We start from the raw sequence: 16,811 nt of genomic DNA, 5'->3' as shown, positions 1-16,811 counted from the left end.
GCGGGTGATGTGTTCACCTACACAGCCACCGATGCCAATGGCAACACGGTGCAGGGCACGATCACGATCGATATCGTGGACGATGTACCGACGGCTTCGTCGGATACGGATAGCGTTGTGGAAGGCGCGCTTCTGGACAGCGGTGCGGACAGCGTTCTGGACAATGACGAGTTCGGTGCCGATGGCCAGGGCTCGATCACGGGTGTCCGCGCTGCTGGTGGCGATACCACGAGCGATGTGTCTGGCGGTGTCGGCAATCCGATTGTGGGCCTCTATGGCACGCTGACGCTGGAAGCTGACGGTACCTATAGCTACCAGGCGAACAGCGATGTGATCGACACGGACCAGTCGGACGTGTTCGTTTACACGATCGTGGATGCGGACGGCGATTTGTCGACCACTACGCTGACGATCGACCTGACGGCGGTGACGCTGACGCCCGACAACGACACGCAGACGGTGTATGAAGCGGCGCTGGATACAACGCTCACGGGCGATGACATCGCTGCCGGTTCTGATGTCGGTTCGGATCCGACCTCGCCCAACGAGACGGTGACGGGCACGCTCAATGTGACCGATGCGGTGAGCTACACGCTAGTGGGTAGCCCGGCGGGTTCGCATGGCGTGATCGAGCTGAACAGCGATGGGACCTATACCTACACGCTGGTCGAACCGGTGGATAACCAGCCGCATGCCGATGACGGCAATGACACCGAAGCTGCGGGTGATGTGTTCACCTACACAGCCACCGATGCCAATGGCAACACGGTGCAGGGCACGATCACGATCGATATCGTTGATGATGTTCCCTTTGCGGCTACGCCCGACAGCCTGACAGGAACAAATGCTGCAGGCTCCTACGTCGCGTCGCTCGATACGGTCAACGGCACCGTAGATGACAATTTCGGCGCCGACGGTGGTCAGGTGATCTTCACCCAGGCATCGATCGATTCACTGCTGAGCCAGGATCTCACTTCAGGCCTGGCTGCGCTGGAATACGATTATGGCTCGGGCGGAACCGATCAGACGGTGCTGGTCGCCTATAAGGAAGGCACCTCTACCGAAGTCTTCCGCATAACGCTCGATCCGGATGGCGCGAACGACAACAACTATGTCCTCGAAATGTCGCTGCCGCTCGATGCTGTTACCAATATCGACTTCAACGATGGCGGTTACGACTTCGTGGGCGGCAACGGTTCATGGGCGGGTTTTGTCCCGTTGGGCCAGGACACAGACGGCGGTACTCCTGTCGATGATGACAGTCCGGACTTGCTGCTCACGCCTGTGGGTGGCGACACTGTTAACACCAACGCAAATGAAGGCGGTGTCGGCAGTGGTAACTCGGTTGGTTCCGGAGAGGCCATGCGCGTCGATTATGTCTCCGATCTGGAAGGCATTCCGGTCCCGGGAGGTGACTACTATGGTGGCGATGATACGCAGAGCTTTGACGAGCATTACACTATCAATGGCGGCTCCGCCTTCTTCACTAAGATCACCAGTTCTACGACGGTCACCATCGCTGCATTTGATGATGATGACTCAGGCACGCTGAAGAATGTTGGAGACGGCACTCCGGATGACATTACCAGCATTGCCATTTCCTATAATGGTGCCGACCTGCTTGTTGATACAGATGGTGCCTATCTCGTAGGTGGTGCCACCTTTACCGTCACCTTCCTTGGTGACGGTACCGTAACCGTCGAAGGCGTTCCGCAAGACACCCGCCTCGCGGCGTTCACCGATGATGGCTACAACAGCATCGAATGGGGGCACGGCGGCGGAAACACTTTCAAGATTGGCGACTTTGGCGGTCTTGTAGCGTCCGACGATCCTGTTCCCTTCACCGTTCCGATCTCGATCGTCGACGGCGATGGCGACACGGTGGATTCGGGTGTGCTCGACATTACGCTCAATGCAGCAATGTCCCCCGTCGTTCTCGATCTCGATGGTGGCGGCAATGCCTTCTCCAGCCTCGATGCCGGCATCGCCTATGACTACAATGGCGATGGGGTGAAGACCCAGACTGCCTGGATCGCCGCGGGCAGCGCGATCCTGGCCTATGACGCCAACAATGACGGCATGGTCACCGATGCTTCGGAGTTTGTCTTCGGCGGCAACGGATTGACCGACCTTGAGGCAATCGCTGCCAAATATGACGACAATGGCGACGGCAAGCTCGACGCAAACGACTCGGCATATGGTGAATTTGGAGTTTGGATCGACGCCGATCTCGATGCGGTTTCCGATCCGGGCGAGTTTGTCTCGCTCCAGGATGCGGGCATCAAGTCGATCGACCTTGTATCCGACGGTGAAACCTCCAGCGCAGCCGATGGCGATGTCGCGATCGCAGGGACTTCCAGCTTCACGATGGATGATGGCAGCACCGGCGAAGTGTCCGATGCGGCCTTCGCCACCGCCGGCGATGTCGACGGGACGATGGAGGCATTGTTCGCCATGGCGGCCCAGGGACAGATGGCTCCCGAAGGGGCTCCGGAACTGGCTGACACAGTCGGTATCAAATCGGCTGCGGAACTACCTGATGTTGCAGCAGTTCTAGAAGATGTTATGGCAGGCAAGGATGTCGATGCCTTGATCGACCACTTTGCCGGTGATGCGGGCCATGTGCCTGCGCCGATCAACGGTGGCGGGGTCGATCTGGCCAGCTATCTCGGCTCGGAGGTAGTGACACATATCAATGACGGAGGCGCTTTTGCCTTCAACAATGGCGTAATAGCTGACATGCACGAAGATGCAGCAGCACATGCCGCGGTCGCAGCTTGATTAGAGACCTTTGACCAGGGGGTATAAAATGCGGTTCACAAGAATAGGTGCGGCGAGTGTGTCGCTGGTGATTGCGCTCAGCGCACACCAGGGGGCATTGGCGCAGGAGAGCGATGCTGATGCCTTGATGGCAATGGACAAGGGGGCGCTTCGGAACGAGATTCAGACGCGTTTCGATGCGGCGCTGGCGGCAACCCATGACCCCGCGGTCGTGAATGCCGACGATTCGCGCGACATCTGGGCCAACGAGGCCAAGGCGCAGTGCGGCATCGCGCTGGGCTATCTCAAATCGCACACCAAGGACCCGACCTCGATCGGGAAATGCGTCCGCGCATCCCAGCTCATGCAGGATGGAACGCGTCGCATTCCGCTGCAGCCCTGGGCAGCACAGGAAGCTCCGCCGGAGATTTGCGACAACCCCGCAATCATCTTCTTCGGTTTCGATATCCGCACACCGCCGCCCGAAGCGCAGCAGGTGGTCGATTTCATCAAGACCAACTACCAGCGCTGCAACTGGCGCAATCTGGACGTAACCGGCCATGCCGACCGTTCGGGTTCCGATGCCTATAATGTTGCGCTTTCGCGCGACCGGGCCGAGAATGTCGCCAACATGCTGAACGGGGCCGACCTGCAAGGCGTAACGGTTTCGTTCGACTACAAGGGCGAGAGCAACCCTCGCGTTCCGACCGAAGATGGTGTGCGCGAGCCGCAGAACCGTCGTGTCGAAATATCGGTCCGCTAAGGGGAGGGTGCCATGATGAAGAGAACTTTCACAAGCTTCGCCGCCGCCGCCCTGTTAGCAGCGGCTTCACCGTCTGCCTTGGCGCAGAACACGGGCAATGTGGTCTCGATGCAGGATGCGATCGAGACTGCGATGATGGCCAATCCGGAAATCCTGCAGGCGCAGTACAACACGGAAGCGATCCAGTTCGAACGCGAACAGGCGCAGGCGCTATACTGGCCGCGGCTGGACCTGGAGGCTTCGGCAGGTATTCGCCGGCTGGAAAATACCACGCGCCGCAATCTGGGAATTGCCAATAACGAGCTCTACCCGGTTGAAGGTCAGGCAACGATCGACTGGACGCTGCTCGATTTCGGCAAGCGCCGGGGCGAGGTGCTGCGCCAGGCAGCCCGCGTCGACGGTGCCTCGCTGCGCGTCGTGGAACGGTCCGAGTTCATCGGCCTGCAGGTTGCACGCCAATATCTGGATGTGCTGCTGCAGCAACGCGTCGTCGCTGCGGCGCAGGACAATCTTTCATTCCACGATACGCTGGTGAAGGATCTGGCGCGTGGCGTCGAAGAGGAATCGATCTCGGTCGCTGACCTGCAACAGGCGGAAGAGCGGCTTCTGTCCGCTCGCGTGCGCGAGCATGAGGCTATCGAATCGCTTGAACAGGCCCAGCATTCGCTGCGTCGCCTGACGGGGTTGACGATCAACCAGGTGCAATTGCCGCCAGATCTTTCGTCCGCCTTGCCGGCAACGGAAGACGAGACAATCGGCCTTGCCCGGACTCGCAATCCGCTGGTGCGTGAGGCGCAGGCGGATGTCGATGCGGTGCATGGTCAGGTAATGTCCGCCAAAGCCGACTTTTACCCGACAGTCGGGGTCGATGTGCGCGGCCGTGTGGGCCACGATATCGATGGGTTCGCCGGCGACACCAATGACGTTCAGGCACGAGTCTATGTGCGCTGGAATGTCTTCAATGGCGGCCTGACCGCGGCCAATTACGAAGAGATGGTGCACCGGGCATCGCAGGCGCGCTATCGCCTGCATGAGATGACCCGCCGGGCCGAAGAAGATGCGATGAATGCCTGGAGCTCGCTCAAGGCGCAGCGCAACATCGGAACTGCGCTGGAGCGGCAATCGCAGGTCAGCGACGACCTGCTGCTCAGCTATCGTAGCCAGTTCAATGTCGGCCGCCGTTCACTGCTTGACGTGCTCGACGCGCAGAACACGCGTTTCAACACGCAGGTACGGCTCGAAACCGCGCGTTTCTCGCAGGTCTTCGCGCAGTACCAGATCCTTGCCGCCACCAACAATTTCCTCGAAGCGATGCAGATCGCGCCGGGGGCCGGTGCTGGCAAGAACGAGCGTGAAGAGGTCAATTATGGACCTCCGAAAGAGGCTGAGACCCAATATCGGCGCTACGCCGACTAAGGGCCAGGCCCAGCGATGAGGAAGATTCGTGCTGCAGGACAGGAAAACAGGAACGCTGCAGGCGAATGATCCGCTGATTCAGGCAATCGGGGAATTGGCGGGGCGCTATGGTCTCGCCTTTTCGCCCGTGTCACTCGACTCGCTGGCTCGCGACGGGTTGGGGCGCTTGCCCTTTCACCAGGCCGGGGCCGCGATCGAGCTGGCTGGCCTGGATTACGAGGAGCATAGCTACCGCAAGCTTCCAACGCGCGATTCCGATTACCCGGCGCTGGTCTCCCGCGAGGGTGGCGGAGTATCGGTGATTCACGAGGCGAAGGACGGCGATCTGCTGGTCTGGACCCCCGATGAAGGCGGCGCACGCTGGATGACGCGTGACGAGGCGCAGGCCGATTATGGTGGACGCTTCCTGTCGGTATTCGGCGATCCTGACAGCCTGCGCCAACAGGAAGCGCCGTGGCACCAGAAGGGGCGGCAGCACTGGTTCTGGGGCGAGCTGCGCAAGGAACGCAAGGCATTCCGTTCGGTCCTGCTCGCATCGATGATCATCAACATGCTGGCGCTTTCGCTCCCGCTGTTTTCGATGAACGTCTATGACCGTGTGATCCCCAATCGCGCGACATCGACGCTTTGGGTGCTGGGCATCGGCGTGTTGCTGGCGTTCCTGATGGAATTCTTGCTCAAGCGCGCGCGGACCAATGTGATTGACGATATCGGGCGGCGGCTCGATGTCAGGCTCTCCCAGAAGATTTTTGGCCGTGTGCTCGGCCTGCCCCTGGCCGCTCGTCAGGGGAACACAGGCGCGCTGGCGGCGCGCGTATCCGAATATTCGGTGGTGCGCGATTTCTTTGCGTCGACCACCGTGGTGCTGATCGTCGATCTGGCATTCCTGGTGCTGTTCGTGGCGGTCATCGCCTATATTGCCGGATGGTTGGCGCTGGTGCCGATGGTTGCCATGATACTGATGGCGGCGGCAGGCTTCTACCTCCAGCGCAAGGTTGCCGATGCGGCCCATGATGCGCAGTCCGATCACGGGTTGCAGCAGACGCTGCTGGTCGAATCGGTCGCGGGCATGGAAACGCTCAAGAGCATGTCTGGCGAGCGTGCGATGATGGGCCGGTGGTACAATCTGGCCGATATCGGCAGCCATTCGCAGCAGCGGCTCAAGAAGATCCAGTCGGTCGCGGTGGGGCTGGCGCAGAGTTTCCAGCAGGTTTCGTCGATCTCGCTGATTATTGGCGGCTATTACCTGTTCGCTGCGGGCAAGATCACCATGGGCGCGATCATCGCCATCGTAATGCTTTCTTCGCGTTCGATGGCGCCTGCCGGGCAGATCGCCTTCCTGCTCACGCGGTTTCGCCAGGCGCGCGAGACCCTGCATTCGATCGAGCGACTGTTCGAAGCGCCGGACGAACGCAAGCAGGGCTCCTCGCTGCAGCCCGCGTCCGTCCGCAACGCCACGCTCAAGCTGGAAGATTGCACCTTTGCCTATCCCGAAGCGCCGGTGGCGGCGCTGGACCGGATCAACCTGACCATCAAGCCGGGTGAAAGGATTGCCCTCATCGGGCGTGTCGCATCGGGAAAGTCCACGCTCGGAAGGTTAATTTGCGGACTTTATGCGCCTTCGGACGGCGCTTTCCTGGTTAATGGCATCGACTCGCGGCAATTCCGGCCGCAGGATTTGCGTACTGCCTTTCGCTTTATCGGACAGGACGCGACTTTGTTTACCGGCTCCATCAAGGACAATCTCTCGCTCGGCGCTCCCGAGGTCGATGACGAGCGCTTGCTCGAAGCATTGCGGATGAGCGGTGCGGAAGAATTCCTTGCCCGCGACGATAGCGGTTTCGACCGGGCCGTGGGCGAGCAGGGGCGGCGGCTGTCTGGCGGGCAGCGCAGCTTCCTGGCGCTGGCGCGTGCTTTCGTTTCTCCCGCCGAATTGCTGTTCATGGACGAGCCGACGGGCGCGATGGATGCACAGACCGAGCGCCAGTTCGTCGAGCGGGTGAAGACCACGCTATCGAAGGAGCAGACGCTGGTGATCTCGACCCACCGGCCCGCGCTGTTCGACCTGTGCGATCGGATCGTGGTGCTCGACAAGGGCCGCGTAGTGGCCGACGGCAGCAAGCAAGACATCCTCTCTCGCGCCGGAAACCAGGCAGGCATGTCGCAATGAGCGGCACCGCCCTTCAGGCGCCTGCATGGCGCAGCCTGCTCGAAAAGAGCGGCGCAACACCCTGGCGTATGGCGCTGGGCGGGGCTCTGTTCGTTGCGGCGGTCTTCGCGCTGTCCTTCGTCATCGGAAACCCCGATCCGGGCCATGCCGAAGCGGGCCTTGCTATGAAATCGCGCGAGGTTGCGCAATTGAAGGCTCTCGATGAAGGGACGCAGGCGGAAATCCTGATCGAAGGCCAGAGCGCCCAGGCCCGCAACGCGATGATCCCGGCCTCGCGCCTGCCAGTCGAGAAGATGGGCCAGTTCGCAGTCATCGGCCAGAACAGCCAGCAATATGGCACTGCGCTGAAGTGTCTGGCGCAGGCGATCTATTACGAAGCGGCGAATGAACCGCTCAAGGGCAAGCGCGCTGTGGCGCAGGTGGTGCTTAACCGCTTGCGTCATCCGGCCTATCCCAACACCGTATGCGGCGTCGTCTATGAAGGCGTAAACAGGCCGGTTTGCCAGTTCAGCTTTACCTGCGACGGATCATTGCTCCGCGCACCGATGGCCAGGCAATGGCAGCAATCGCGCGAGGTTGCTCGCGAGGCACTGGCCGGCTCGGTCGAGCCTTCGGTCGGTTCCGCGACGCATTATCACGCCGATTACGTGGTGCCGCGCTGGGCCTTCACCCTCTCGAAGATCGAGAAGATCGGCGCGCATATCTTCTATCGTTTCCCCGGCGGGGCGGGCAGCAGGCGCGCCTTCACCGGGCGCTGGGCCGGGCATGAGAGCATTCCTGCGATCAACCGCGATCGTTTGCGGATGCTGCTGGCAGCTCAGATGGAACCTGAAGCGCCCGTATTCGTGCCGGGAACCACCGTGACTCCGCATGTCACCGACCGTCATGCGCCGAGCGATGTCGGCGGGCGGCTCGATACGACCAAGGGCTGGCGGCTTTCGATTCCCGATCCGGTCAGATCCGGAGAGACATATGGCACGACGCTGGCGGGACAGGGCGAGGCCGTGACAAAGCCCGGCGCCGAAGCCGGCAAGGCTCCTGCGAGAGTGGATCTTTCCGCAACCATTGCCCACCCGGCGGAAGGGCAAGGGGACGCCCAGTGAGGTACTGGCAGTGAATAGCTGGCTCGAGCGCATTTCCGATTGGGATGCCAACCGCAAGCTGATCGCAACCTGCGCCGTGGCGCTGTTCGTGCTGCTTGGCTGGGCCAGTGTGGCGCAGACCGAGGAAGTGACGCGCGGCATGGGCAAGGTGATCCCTTCGTCCAAGGCGCAGCTGGTGCAGCCGGCCGAACCCGCAACCGTGGCGGAGATACTGGTGCGCGGCGGGCAAAGCGTGAAAAAGGGCCAGTTGCTGGTGCGGCTGGACGATGCGCAGGCCTCGTCCGAGTTGGGCCAGCTCAAGACCGAGAACGAGCGGCTCGAAGCGCGTGCCAACCGGCTTGCGGGCGAAGCTGCAGGCAGTGCGGTGGATTGCGAAATTGGTTCGGACTGTTCCGAAGAACAACGGTTGCAACAGGTGAGGCTGGCCGCAGCCAGGAGCCGCCAGAACTCGCTCGCTGCTGCGGTCGAGCAGCGCCGCCGCGACCTGAGCGAAGCGCAATCGAGCGTCAGCACGCTGCAGAACAGCCTTCGCCTGTCGCAGGATCAGGTCAATATGCTGACCCCGCTGGCCGAAAGGGGCATCGTGCCCAAGACCGAACTGATCACCGCCCAGCGTGACATGGTGGATACGCAGGGCCGCCTTTCCGCGGCACGCCAGGCTGTGGCGCGTTCGCAGGCCGCGGTCCAGCAGGCGCAGGCCGATCTCAGCGCCGCGCAGCTCGAGTTCCGCCAGCAGGCGCTCAATGAGCGGTCGGAAATCAACACCCGCATCGCCGTCAACGAACAGACCATTCGCGGGGCCGAAGCGCGCAAGGAGCGCAACGAGCTGCGCTCGCCGGCGGACGGCATCGTCAACGATGTGCAGATCACCACAGTGGGCGGCTTCGTCAATGCGGGTGAGAAGATCATGCAGATCGTACCGGTGGGCGACAAGCTGCTGGTCGAAGCGCGTATCAAGCCGCGGGATATCGCCTTCATCAAGGTGGGCGATCGCGCGGTGGTGAAGGTGACCGCCTATGACTTCGCCACCTATGGCGGCTTGACCGGGGTGGTGCAGCAAGTGAGCGCGGACAGCGTCTATGACGAGGCCGAGCGCGAAGCCTATTACACCGTGCTGGTGGAAACCGACAAAGCCTTCCTGACCAAGGGGAACCAGCGGTTGCCGATCGTGCCGGGCATGATCTGCGATGTTGAGATCATCACCGGATCCAAGACGATCCTGAGCTATCTGATGAAGCCGGTCACGCGCGGACTGAACGAATCGCTCACCGAAAGGTAGGCGATCACCTACCTCATCGGTTCAGATATTTGCGTTCAATTCGCCAGCGCGAGCTGGACGGTATAGCGCGGCGTTTGCGGGTCATACCGCTTGCCATGCAGATAGCTCGCATCATCGGTAAAGCTCATCACAGGCTTGTAACCGTAATGGCCGGTAGCGGGCACTACCTTGTCGCTCTGCAGGTCCAGCATCAGCCAGCGGTCCTCATGCTTCACGAGCAGGACGGCGTGATCGACCCGGCGCATGGTGTCGCGCGCCAGCGTTAGCATCATGTCATCGCTTTGCACGCCGGCGGCAGCCAGCATCTGCATCTTCAGGATCGCATAGTCTTCGCAATCGCCAGCGCGGCTGCGCAAGGTCTGGCGCGCATCGGCCCAATAGTCCCTGCCGCCATCGCTGCGATATTTCACCGCGTGGTTGACCCAACGATTGACCTGGCTGAGCAATTCCATCCGTTCTTGCGGCACCGCGCCGATCGCCTTCGTCAGATCGCGGGTGGAGAGCCCCTTCGTGGCAACGCGCTTCCACTCGGAGTCGAACCGCGTGCGCCCGATCCGGACCCGCTCGGTGCCGAGGAATTCACCACCGTCCGGGCGGGGCACAAAACTCTCGGCCGCAGGAGATCTGAAACCTGCAACTGAAGGGCAGGAAAGCCCGAGCGCAGCTATCGGCAGTGCGCTCGTCGCAGCGGGAAGGGCAGGTGCGAAGGAAGTTGCTTCTGCGGGAGCGGCTACACTGGCTGCGCCGTTCTGCTGCATACGCATACGCTCTAGCGCGCTCATCTGACCGCCAAGGATCGCCGCACTCTTGCTGACGGTCGGCATGGTGATGTTGGCAGTCGGTGCAGTGCTGAGCGCCGGACTGGCGCAGCCAAGCTGCATTGTTCCAACCGCTGCCAGCGGCAATGCGCCGGGCATGGCGAATGCGAGCGGAGCAGCCTCCGCCTGCACGGGCATCGCAGCCAGGCTGGCAGCGCAGCCTGCGGCGAGAATCGAAGCGCGTGAGAACTTCTTGAACATGCCCCGGATATGCGGGGGCAACCGCTACCCTCCGGTTTGGAGACAAGGTTACTTTCTCGCTAGGGAAACTTTCCGCGCAACGCGTTCTGGCGGCCGGGTGCAGCCGTAAGCCTCGCGGTTCGCGCCATTGCGAAGGTTAACGGGTCTTCAGGAAGCCAACCAGCGACATGGTTTCCATTCCGGGCCGATTTTCCCATTCAACCGCTCGCGAATCGGGCGATCGACCGTAAAATTGAGTAAGAGCGAACCAGATCGCTTCGCCGGAGCGCCGGCGCGCGGAAGCTTCTTTTTTAGGCGATCGGATGGCCCGGTCGTGTGCCAATCCGGAACCTGCAGGCGAGCGCATGTCCGCAAAAATGGCCAATTTCGGTCCATTTCGCTGGCTAAGAATTGTTTGCGAAACATGGTTAACTTCGACTACCCGGGAATCGCCTTAAACACCCGAAAATACTAGCGTTTTAGTCCTTTACGCACTGGTAATAATTACATCCTACTTCGCGCTCCATGTTTGGAGTTGGAACCATGATGCAGTTTTTGGGCAGGCTTGCTCGTGACGTGGAAGGCAACGCGATGATGTTGCTGGGTGCCGCGCTTATACCGATCCTGGCCATGATCGGCGGCGGGCTGGACGTCAGCGTAACCTATATGACGCGCAACAAGCTGCAGAACGCCTGCGATGCCGGCGCGCTCGCCGGTCGCCTGGCAATGATCGGTGAGGACTGGAACAGCGATGTCGAGGCCGAAGCGAACAAGTTCTTCGACTTCAACTTCCCGAACGGCACGAATGGGGTGCAAAACGCCAAATTCGTGATCGAGCAGGATAGTGATGATGCTGCTCAGCTGGTTGGGTCCGCAACGGCTTCGGTGCCGACGACGCTGATGTTCATCTTCGGATTCGATTTCATCGACATCGAGGTCTATTGCGATGCGAAGCGCGACATGGGCCACAATGACATCATGCTGGTGCTCGATATGACCAGCTCGATGCTCAATCCGCCTGCGATCGGCGGCGCACCCAAGATCGATCGGCTGCGCAATGGCGTGATGGGCCTTTACAAGGCGCTGGATGATGGCGGCGCTTCGCGTACGCGCTATGGCTTCGCGCCCTTCTCGCAGACGGTCAATGTCGCGCGCCAGCTCAGCAATAACGACATCGTGCGCGAGCAATATCTGCTCGATGTGCCCGACACCTGCGACCCCAACTACCTCTATTGGTACTGCCCGGATGTCACCATGAAAGAGGTTGGTCCGCGCGATTCCTATTGGAACAACGGCCAGAACGGCAGTGCCACTGCCAACGCGATCATCCAGGGCTTCCGGACCAGCGGCGATGGCTGCATCGAGGAACGGCCGGCCTATGGCAACAGCTACAACGATGGCGAGTTCTACATCGGCACCAAGGTGACTGAGGACGATATCAACGCCGCGCCGCGCAACGCCGTCGATCGCAATCTGCAGTTCGGCCGATACGAGCCGCAGCGCCAGGAAGGCTACATCTTCGATGCCTGCGTCTCGGAAGCCAAGCAATTCGCGGTGTATCCGGGCGAGAGCGATTTCTCGACCGCCGTTGGCGAAGTGACGGAGCGTGTCACCGGCGGAACCTATTCGGACATCGGGATGCTGTGGGGCACGCGCCTTTCCTCGCGCGACGGGCTGTTCAAGACGAACAATCCGAAGACCTACAGCAACTGGCCGGTCAATGTGCACATCATCTTCTTTACCGATGGGCTGACCTTCGCCACCGGCTATCACTACTCCGCCTATGGCGTCGAACGCTTCAACAACCGGGTTGCCGGCGATGGTACGGTGGGTGATTCCACACCTGATTATGAAGACATCACCGCGCTGCATCTGGAGCGTTTCTCGAACATCTGCACGCTGGCGAAGTCGATGGGCTTCACTGTCTGGGTGGTCGCGCTCGACACGGCCTATATCCCCGAGCACGAGGCATGTGCCTCCAGTTCGGCCCATTTCTTCGAGAGCGATGGCAGCGATCTTGAAGAAAAATTTACGGAAATCGGGCAGGGCATCGGCAATCTGAGGTTGACCCGATGAACCGAATTCCTTCCACCTTGCGCAGGCTTGCGCGTGACGAAAGCGGTGTGACCGTCGTCGAGTTCGCGCTGCTGCTGATCCCGATGCTGGTCATCGTCTTCGGCGGGCTCGACCTGGGCTACCAGAACTATGTCCGCAGCGTGATGCAGGGTGCGCTCAACGATGCCGCACGTCGGGCTGCAGTGCAGGACCCGCAGTTCTCCTCTCCCGGCGCGACGGTCGAAGCGCAGGTCGAAGCGTTGATCAAGGAAAAGGCGGGGACCATCGCCCGCAACGCCACGATCACCGTGACGCAGGAAAGCTTCTTCGAGTTTTCCGACATCGGCAATCCCGAAGCGCTGATGACCGACGTCAACGGCAATGGCCAGTTCGACGAAGCCGATGGGGATTGCTGGGAAGACACCAACCGCAATGGCGAGTTCGATACCGACTCGGGTTCGGCCGGTATCGGCGGATCGAACGACGTGGTGCTCTACAAGGCTAACGTCCAGATGCCGCGCCTGTTTCCGGTCGACAAGATCAGCAATCTCTCCCCTACCGTCGACATGACGCTGGAGACGGCGATCCGGAACCAGCCCTATGGCTCGCAGCCGACGCCGCCAGTGCTGTGCGGGGCGCCGGCATGATGGGCGGGGGAAGCACGATGCTGCGCCGCATGGACCGCGCGCTGCGCATAGTCCGCAGGCTCCGCAGGCTGGGCCGCGACCGCAGCGGGGTTGCCTTCATCGAGTTCGCCTTCACCGCGCCGGTCATCCTCCTGCTCATCATGGGCGGGCTGGAGGTCGCCAACCTCGCGCTGGCGCATATGCGCGTCAGCCACATGGCGATGATCGTGGCGGACAATGCCGGGCGCACCATGTCGGGCATCGACGAGGCGCATGTGCAGGAAGTTTTCGCGGGCGCCGACGTGATCGGTGAATCGCTCGACTTCGAGACGCATGGCCGGCTGGTCCTCTCCTCGATCGAGGATAACGGGCACAAGGGCGGCAAGAACGGGCAGCAGATCACCTGGCAGCGCTGCTGGGGCGACCTGGAGGTCGATCCGGCCTATGGCGTCGAGGGAGACGGCGAGGACGATGCCACGCTGAAAGACGGGCTGGGCGCGAAGGGCCACCAGATCGCCGCGATGAAGGGCACTGCGGTGATGTTCGTCGAAGCGACTTATGATTATCAGCCGCTGGTCGGCACCGGCTGGTTCAAGCCGCCGCAAATCTACTATGAGAGCGCCTTCAACGTGCGCGGCCGCATGAACAACAACATCACCAACACGCAGAATCTCTCGCAGGCTACCTGCTAGGGCCAGGACCCATTGACCACATGAACCGTGATGGCTCGATTGCGGGATGAAATGCAAGGAAGAGTCTGAAATCGGGAGCCATTCTCCCTATGAAGACTCTGACGAAGCAGTTCGCCCGCAAAGGGCCACCGGAACGGCTTGGCCATGTTCTTGATGAGTCCGGACCCTGGTTTCCGCAAGCGCATCCATGCTCGCTTCCCACTCGGCCAGGACCTCTCGACGGATGCGTTCATAGAGCCAGTGACCGGGCACGACATGGCTCTCTGGCACCATCCGCAGGCTGCGCCAGCGAAGTACGAATGCGAGCATCGAGTTGGCATGCAGGTTTGACAGCCCTTCGGCAATGGCGCGCTCCATCGCGCAATCCTCCAGCCGCAGGACGCCCCAGTCGAGCGCCTTGTCCCACGCCGCCGCAAACTCCTCGGCACCGGGGCGGGCGCGCAGCTTGTAGAGCGCCTCCAGCGATTTGCCGATGTGCCGCGCGGCCTGCGTCACGATGCCGGTGGTGGCGAGACGCGCAATGAACTCGCGCTGGAGATCGGGGGTGATCGAGTTGCGGCGCGGAGCCACGTGAGGGACGGGGGTGAAATTGAGCAGGGGGTCGTCAGGGTCAGGCGGCTCGCCCTCGAAGGCGACGGCGCTTGTGGCCTGGCGGGGGATTTTGCGTTTGTTGGTGGGAGAACTCACAGAGCAAGGTTCCTATCTGGCAATTTCTCGAGCCCGTAGGGCTCGCAAGGCCGACTGGCCGCCCGGAGCGCTTGCGCGGAGGAAAGCCAAGTGAGCGGATGCGAACGCCGGCGCCTGAGGCAAAACAAACAAATCGGATGTGAGCGCTGGCGCTTGAAGCCAAACAAACAGAATCAAGCCAAGTAGGAAAATGAATCTTTCGTAAGGAGGGTAGTGACTCGAAAGGCACACTCGACCCGCGAAGTTGTGAATTCGGCAAAAAACACGATTCTCAAGGAGTCATGTTCACGATAAGTGCGCCTCCGGGATCGTTGATAGAAAATCATTGAAACAATTTAGTAAAAAAGGAAACCAACCATGAAAAAGATGGTTTTTGGTGCTGCACTCCTATTGTCGTTTCCTGCCGCCGCTCAGGCGCAGGATGATGCAGATGGCGCATGGTCGGGCATCTATTTCGGTGCCGAAGCGGGTGTGGACAATTATGAGCTGAGCGCGAAGGGCGACCTCGGCCTCGTCGATCCGGCGCTCGCCGGACTCGAAGCCTCATTTGACGGGCTTAGCGGCGACGGTGTCGCTGGTGGCATCTACGCCGGTTACAACATGGGCTTCGGTGGCGGCTTCGTAGCCGTGGAAGGCTTCGCAGGCCTGAGCGATGCGAGCATGGGTGTCAGTGCGTCCGACGGGGTCGATACTTTAAGCGTTACGGCCAAGGCTAAGGAATCCTATGGCGTGGCCGGGCGTATCGGTGCGAAGCTCTCGCGCAGCACCGTGATCTACGCACGTGGCGGCTGGGTGAACACCCGGTTCAAGGTGTCTGCCAGCGATGGCGTCGATACATTCTCGGAGAGCGAAACCGAAGACGGCTTCCAGTATGGCGGCGGTCTGGAATCGATGATCGGGCCGAAGATGTCGATCCGCGCGGAATATGTGATTTCCGATTACGGTTCCGCCGGGCTGGGGCAGGGCATCAGCCTGGACAATGGCAGCTTCCGGGCGGGGCTTTCATTCCGCTACTGATTGAGGCTGGAACAAGTCAAAAATCAGGAGGCCGGGGCGAAAGCTCCGGCCTTTTTGTAGGCCGACAGCCCAACCTAGATTGCACAAATCGGGAGAGTAAGAAAATGACTTGCCCAAAGTGGTTCGTATTCTAAGATCTTCCGGTATTCAATGCTCTAGGAGCCAACAATGGCTAAATTGAAGGCGTCACTTTCAAAGGAATATTTGTCCAAACCGTACGAATCTCATGAAGAGCCACTTTCGAGACTAGAACTCGCAAATCAACTTACGTCACTTTATGCCAATCTAGAGCATGGGACAGTTGCGGTTTTGAATGGAAGGTGGGGTTCCGGTAAAAGCACATTTTCGAAAAAGCTAGTACATCACCTTGACGCTTCAGGAATCTCAACAACCTATTTTGACGCGTTCGCCAAGGATTTTAGCGACAGCCCATTCCTCGCACTAAGTGCCCATGTCGTGGATGAAATCAAAAAGCGAGGTAACCAAACCTTGCCGTCCGCCAGAGAAATAAAGGAAAAATCGAAAAAGGTATCGAAGAAGCTGGCATCCACTTCTGCAAAGGTGCTTGTGAAGGCCGTTACCCTCGGATTGATTGGTGCTAGCGAGATTGATGCGCTTTCAGAAGTAGCAAGTGATATTGGTGACGCAACCGGTGGAGTGGCGGAAGAAGTATCACTAAACGTATTCGATGAATATTTGGAGGCGGAATCCGATTTTGAGCAATTTCGCTCCTCTTTGAATGGCTTAGCCGAAGCACTTGGTTCTTCCGATACAGTGATCCGTGAAGGTGATTCCGGCCTTCAATCGAAAACAGTATTTATCATCGACGAACTTGATAGGTGTCGTCCAGATTTTGCACTAGGAATTTTGGAGGTTATTAAACATCTATTTGACAATGAAAATGTACACTTTCTTCTAGTTACTAATATCGACTACTTGGTTGCCAGCGTGAATTCTCGATATGGAATGGGTAATTCTTCGTCCGAATATCTCGAGAAGTTCTATGACTTCGTAATCTTCTTCGAGGAAAAGCCGTGGGATCGATCTAGACACGCTGCCGCTGCGCTGGTCGATCAGCGCCTAACTAAGTTGCTCGAAGGGCGGAATGATCGAGCAGTATATGATCTTATCGAAAGTCTACAGCTTTTCGCGAGAGGGTTTGATCTGTCATTGAGGCAAGCTTCAGCACTTGCAACTAATGCTGCACTGGCATTTTTGGCTGACAACGACCGGACATTTCGTCCC

At 60.0% G+C, this 16,811-nt stretch carries 13 protein-coding genes; 11 read left to right on the top strand and 2 right to left on the bottom strand.

The features are described from left to right. The 6 genes from ACQY6C_RS14185 to ACQY6C_RS14160 form a co-directional block, all read left to right on the top strand. Positions 1-2,781 (top strand): beta strand repeat-containing protein (locus ACQY6C_RS14185; protein ID WP_427969842.1); only part of this gene is annotated, 2,781 nt, incomplete at its 5' end. 28 nt (positions 2,782-2,809) lie between these two features. Beyond that, the gene (locus ACQY6C_RS14180) at positions 2,810-3,523 is read left to right on the top strand and encodes an OmpA family protein (RefSeq protein WP_427969841.1); all 714 of its coding nucleotides are present in this window, start codon (positions 2,810-2,812) and stop codon (positions 3,521-3,523) included. Between the two features lie 12 nt (positions 3,524-3,535). Next, a complete protein-coding gene (locus ACQY6C_RS14175; RefSeq protein WP_427969839.1) occupies positions 3,536-4,939 on the top strand; it encodes a TolC family protein in 1,404 nt (467 codons plus the stop codon). Positions 4,940-4,967: 28 nt separating this feature from the next. Next, positions 4,968-7,109, top strand: coding sequence for a type I secretion system permease/ATPase (locus tag ACQY6C_RS14170; RefSeq protein ID WP_427969837.1), 2,142 nt, complete (start codon positions 4,968-4,970; stop codon positions 7,107-7,109). Beyond that, positions 7,106-8,212, top strand: coding sequence for a cell wall hydrolase (locus ACQY6C_RS14165; RefSeq protein WP_427969835.1), 1,107 nt, complete (start codon positions 7,106-7,108; stop codon positions 8,210-8,212). Before ACQY6C_RS14170 ends, ACQY6C_RS14165 begins: the two co-directional genes overlap by 4 nt. Positions 8,213-8,222: 10 nt before the next feature. Next, positions 8,223-9,491 carry an HlyD family type I secretion periplasmic adaptor subunit gene (locus ACQY6C_RS14160; protein WP_427969833.1) on the top strand — a complete coding sequence of 423 codons (1,269 nt, stop codon included), beginning with the start codon at positions 8,223-8,225 and terminating at the stop codon, positions 9,489-9,491. Between the two features lie 35 nt (positions 9,492-9,526). Here the strand turns inward: ACQY6C_RS14160 and ACQY6C_RS14155 are convergent, their stop codons facing one another. Then, a complete protein-coding gene (locus ACQY6C_RS14155; RefSeq protein ID WP_427969831.1) occupies positions 9,527-10,510 on the bottom strand; it encodes a transglutaminase-like cysteine peptidase in 984 nt (327 codons plus the stop codon). Between the two features lie 522 nt (positions 10,511-11,032). On the opposite strand from ACQY6C_RS14155, the gene ACQY6C_RS14150 reads away from it, so the two are divergent. Genes ACQY6C_RS14150 through ACQY6C_RS14140 form a run of 3 tightly spaced genes read left to right on the top strand, consistent with a single transcriptional unit; the run spans position 11,033 to position 13,862 of the window. Beyond that, positions 11,033-12,565 carry a TadE/TadG family type IV pilus assembly protein gene (locus ACQY6C_RS14150; protein WP_427969829.1) on the top strand — a complete coding sequence of 511 codons (1,533 nt, stop codon included), beginning with the start codon at positions 11,033-11,035 and terminating at the stop codon, positions 12,563-12,565. Beyond that, positions 12,562-13,191, top strand: coding sequence for a TadE/TadG family type IV pilus assembly protein (locus ACQY6C_RS14145; RefSeq protein WP_427969827.1), 630 nt, complete (start codon positions 12,562-12,564; stop codon positions 13,189-13,191). Before ACQY6C_RS14150 ends, ACQY6C_RS14145 begins: the two co-directional genes overlap by 4 nt. A gap of 17 nt (positions 13,192-13,208) precedes the next feature. After that, a complete protein-coding gene (locus tag ACQY6C_RS14140) occupies positions 13,209-13,862 on the top strand; it encodes a TadE/TadG family type IV pilus assembly protein (protein WP_427969825.1) in 654 nt (217 codons plus the stop codon). Positions 13,863-13,949: 87 nt separating this feature from the next. Here ACQY6C_RS14140 and ACQY6C_RS14135 read toward each other — a convergent pair whose 3' ends face one another. Then, complete coding sequence (locus ACQY6C_RS14135; RefSeq protein WP_427969823.1) at positions 13,950-14,549, bottom strand: hypothetical protein; 600 nt, start codon at positions 14,547-14,549, stop codon at positions 13,950-13,952. 357 nt (positions 14,550-14,906) lie between these two features. Here ACQY6C_RS14135 and ACQY6C_RS14130 point away from each other — a divergent pair, with 357 nt between their 5' ends. Further along, entirely contained in the window at positions 14,907-15,566 is a 660-nt protein-coding gene (locus ACQY6C_RS14130; RefSeq protein WP_427969821.1) for an outer membrane protein, read from the top strand. A gap of 168 nt (positions 15,567-15,734) precedes the next feature. Next, the coding region (locus tag ACQY6C_RS14125; protein WP_427969817.1) for a KAP family P-loop NTPase fold protein at positions 15,735-16,811 on the top strand (1,077 nt) is incomplete at its 3' end.

The organism is Altererythrobacter sp., from assembly GCF_050299635.1.
Lineage (GTDB): Bacteria > Pseudomonadota > Alphaproteobacteria > Sphingomonadales > Sphingomonadaceae > Erythrobacter.
This window is presented reverse-complemented; position numbering and strand designations above follow the sequence as displayed.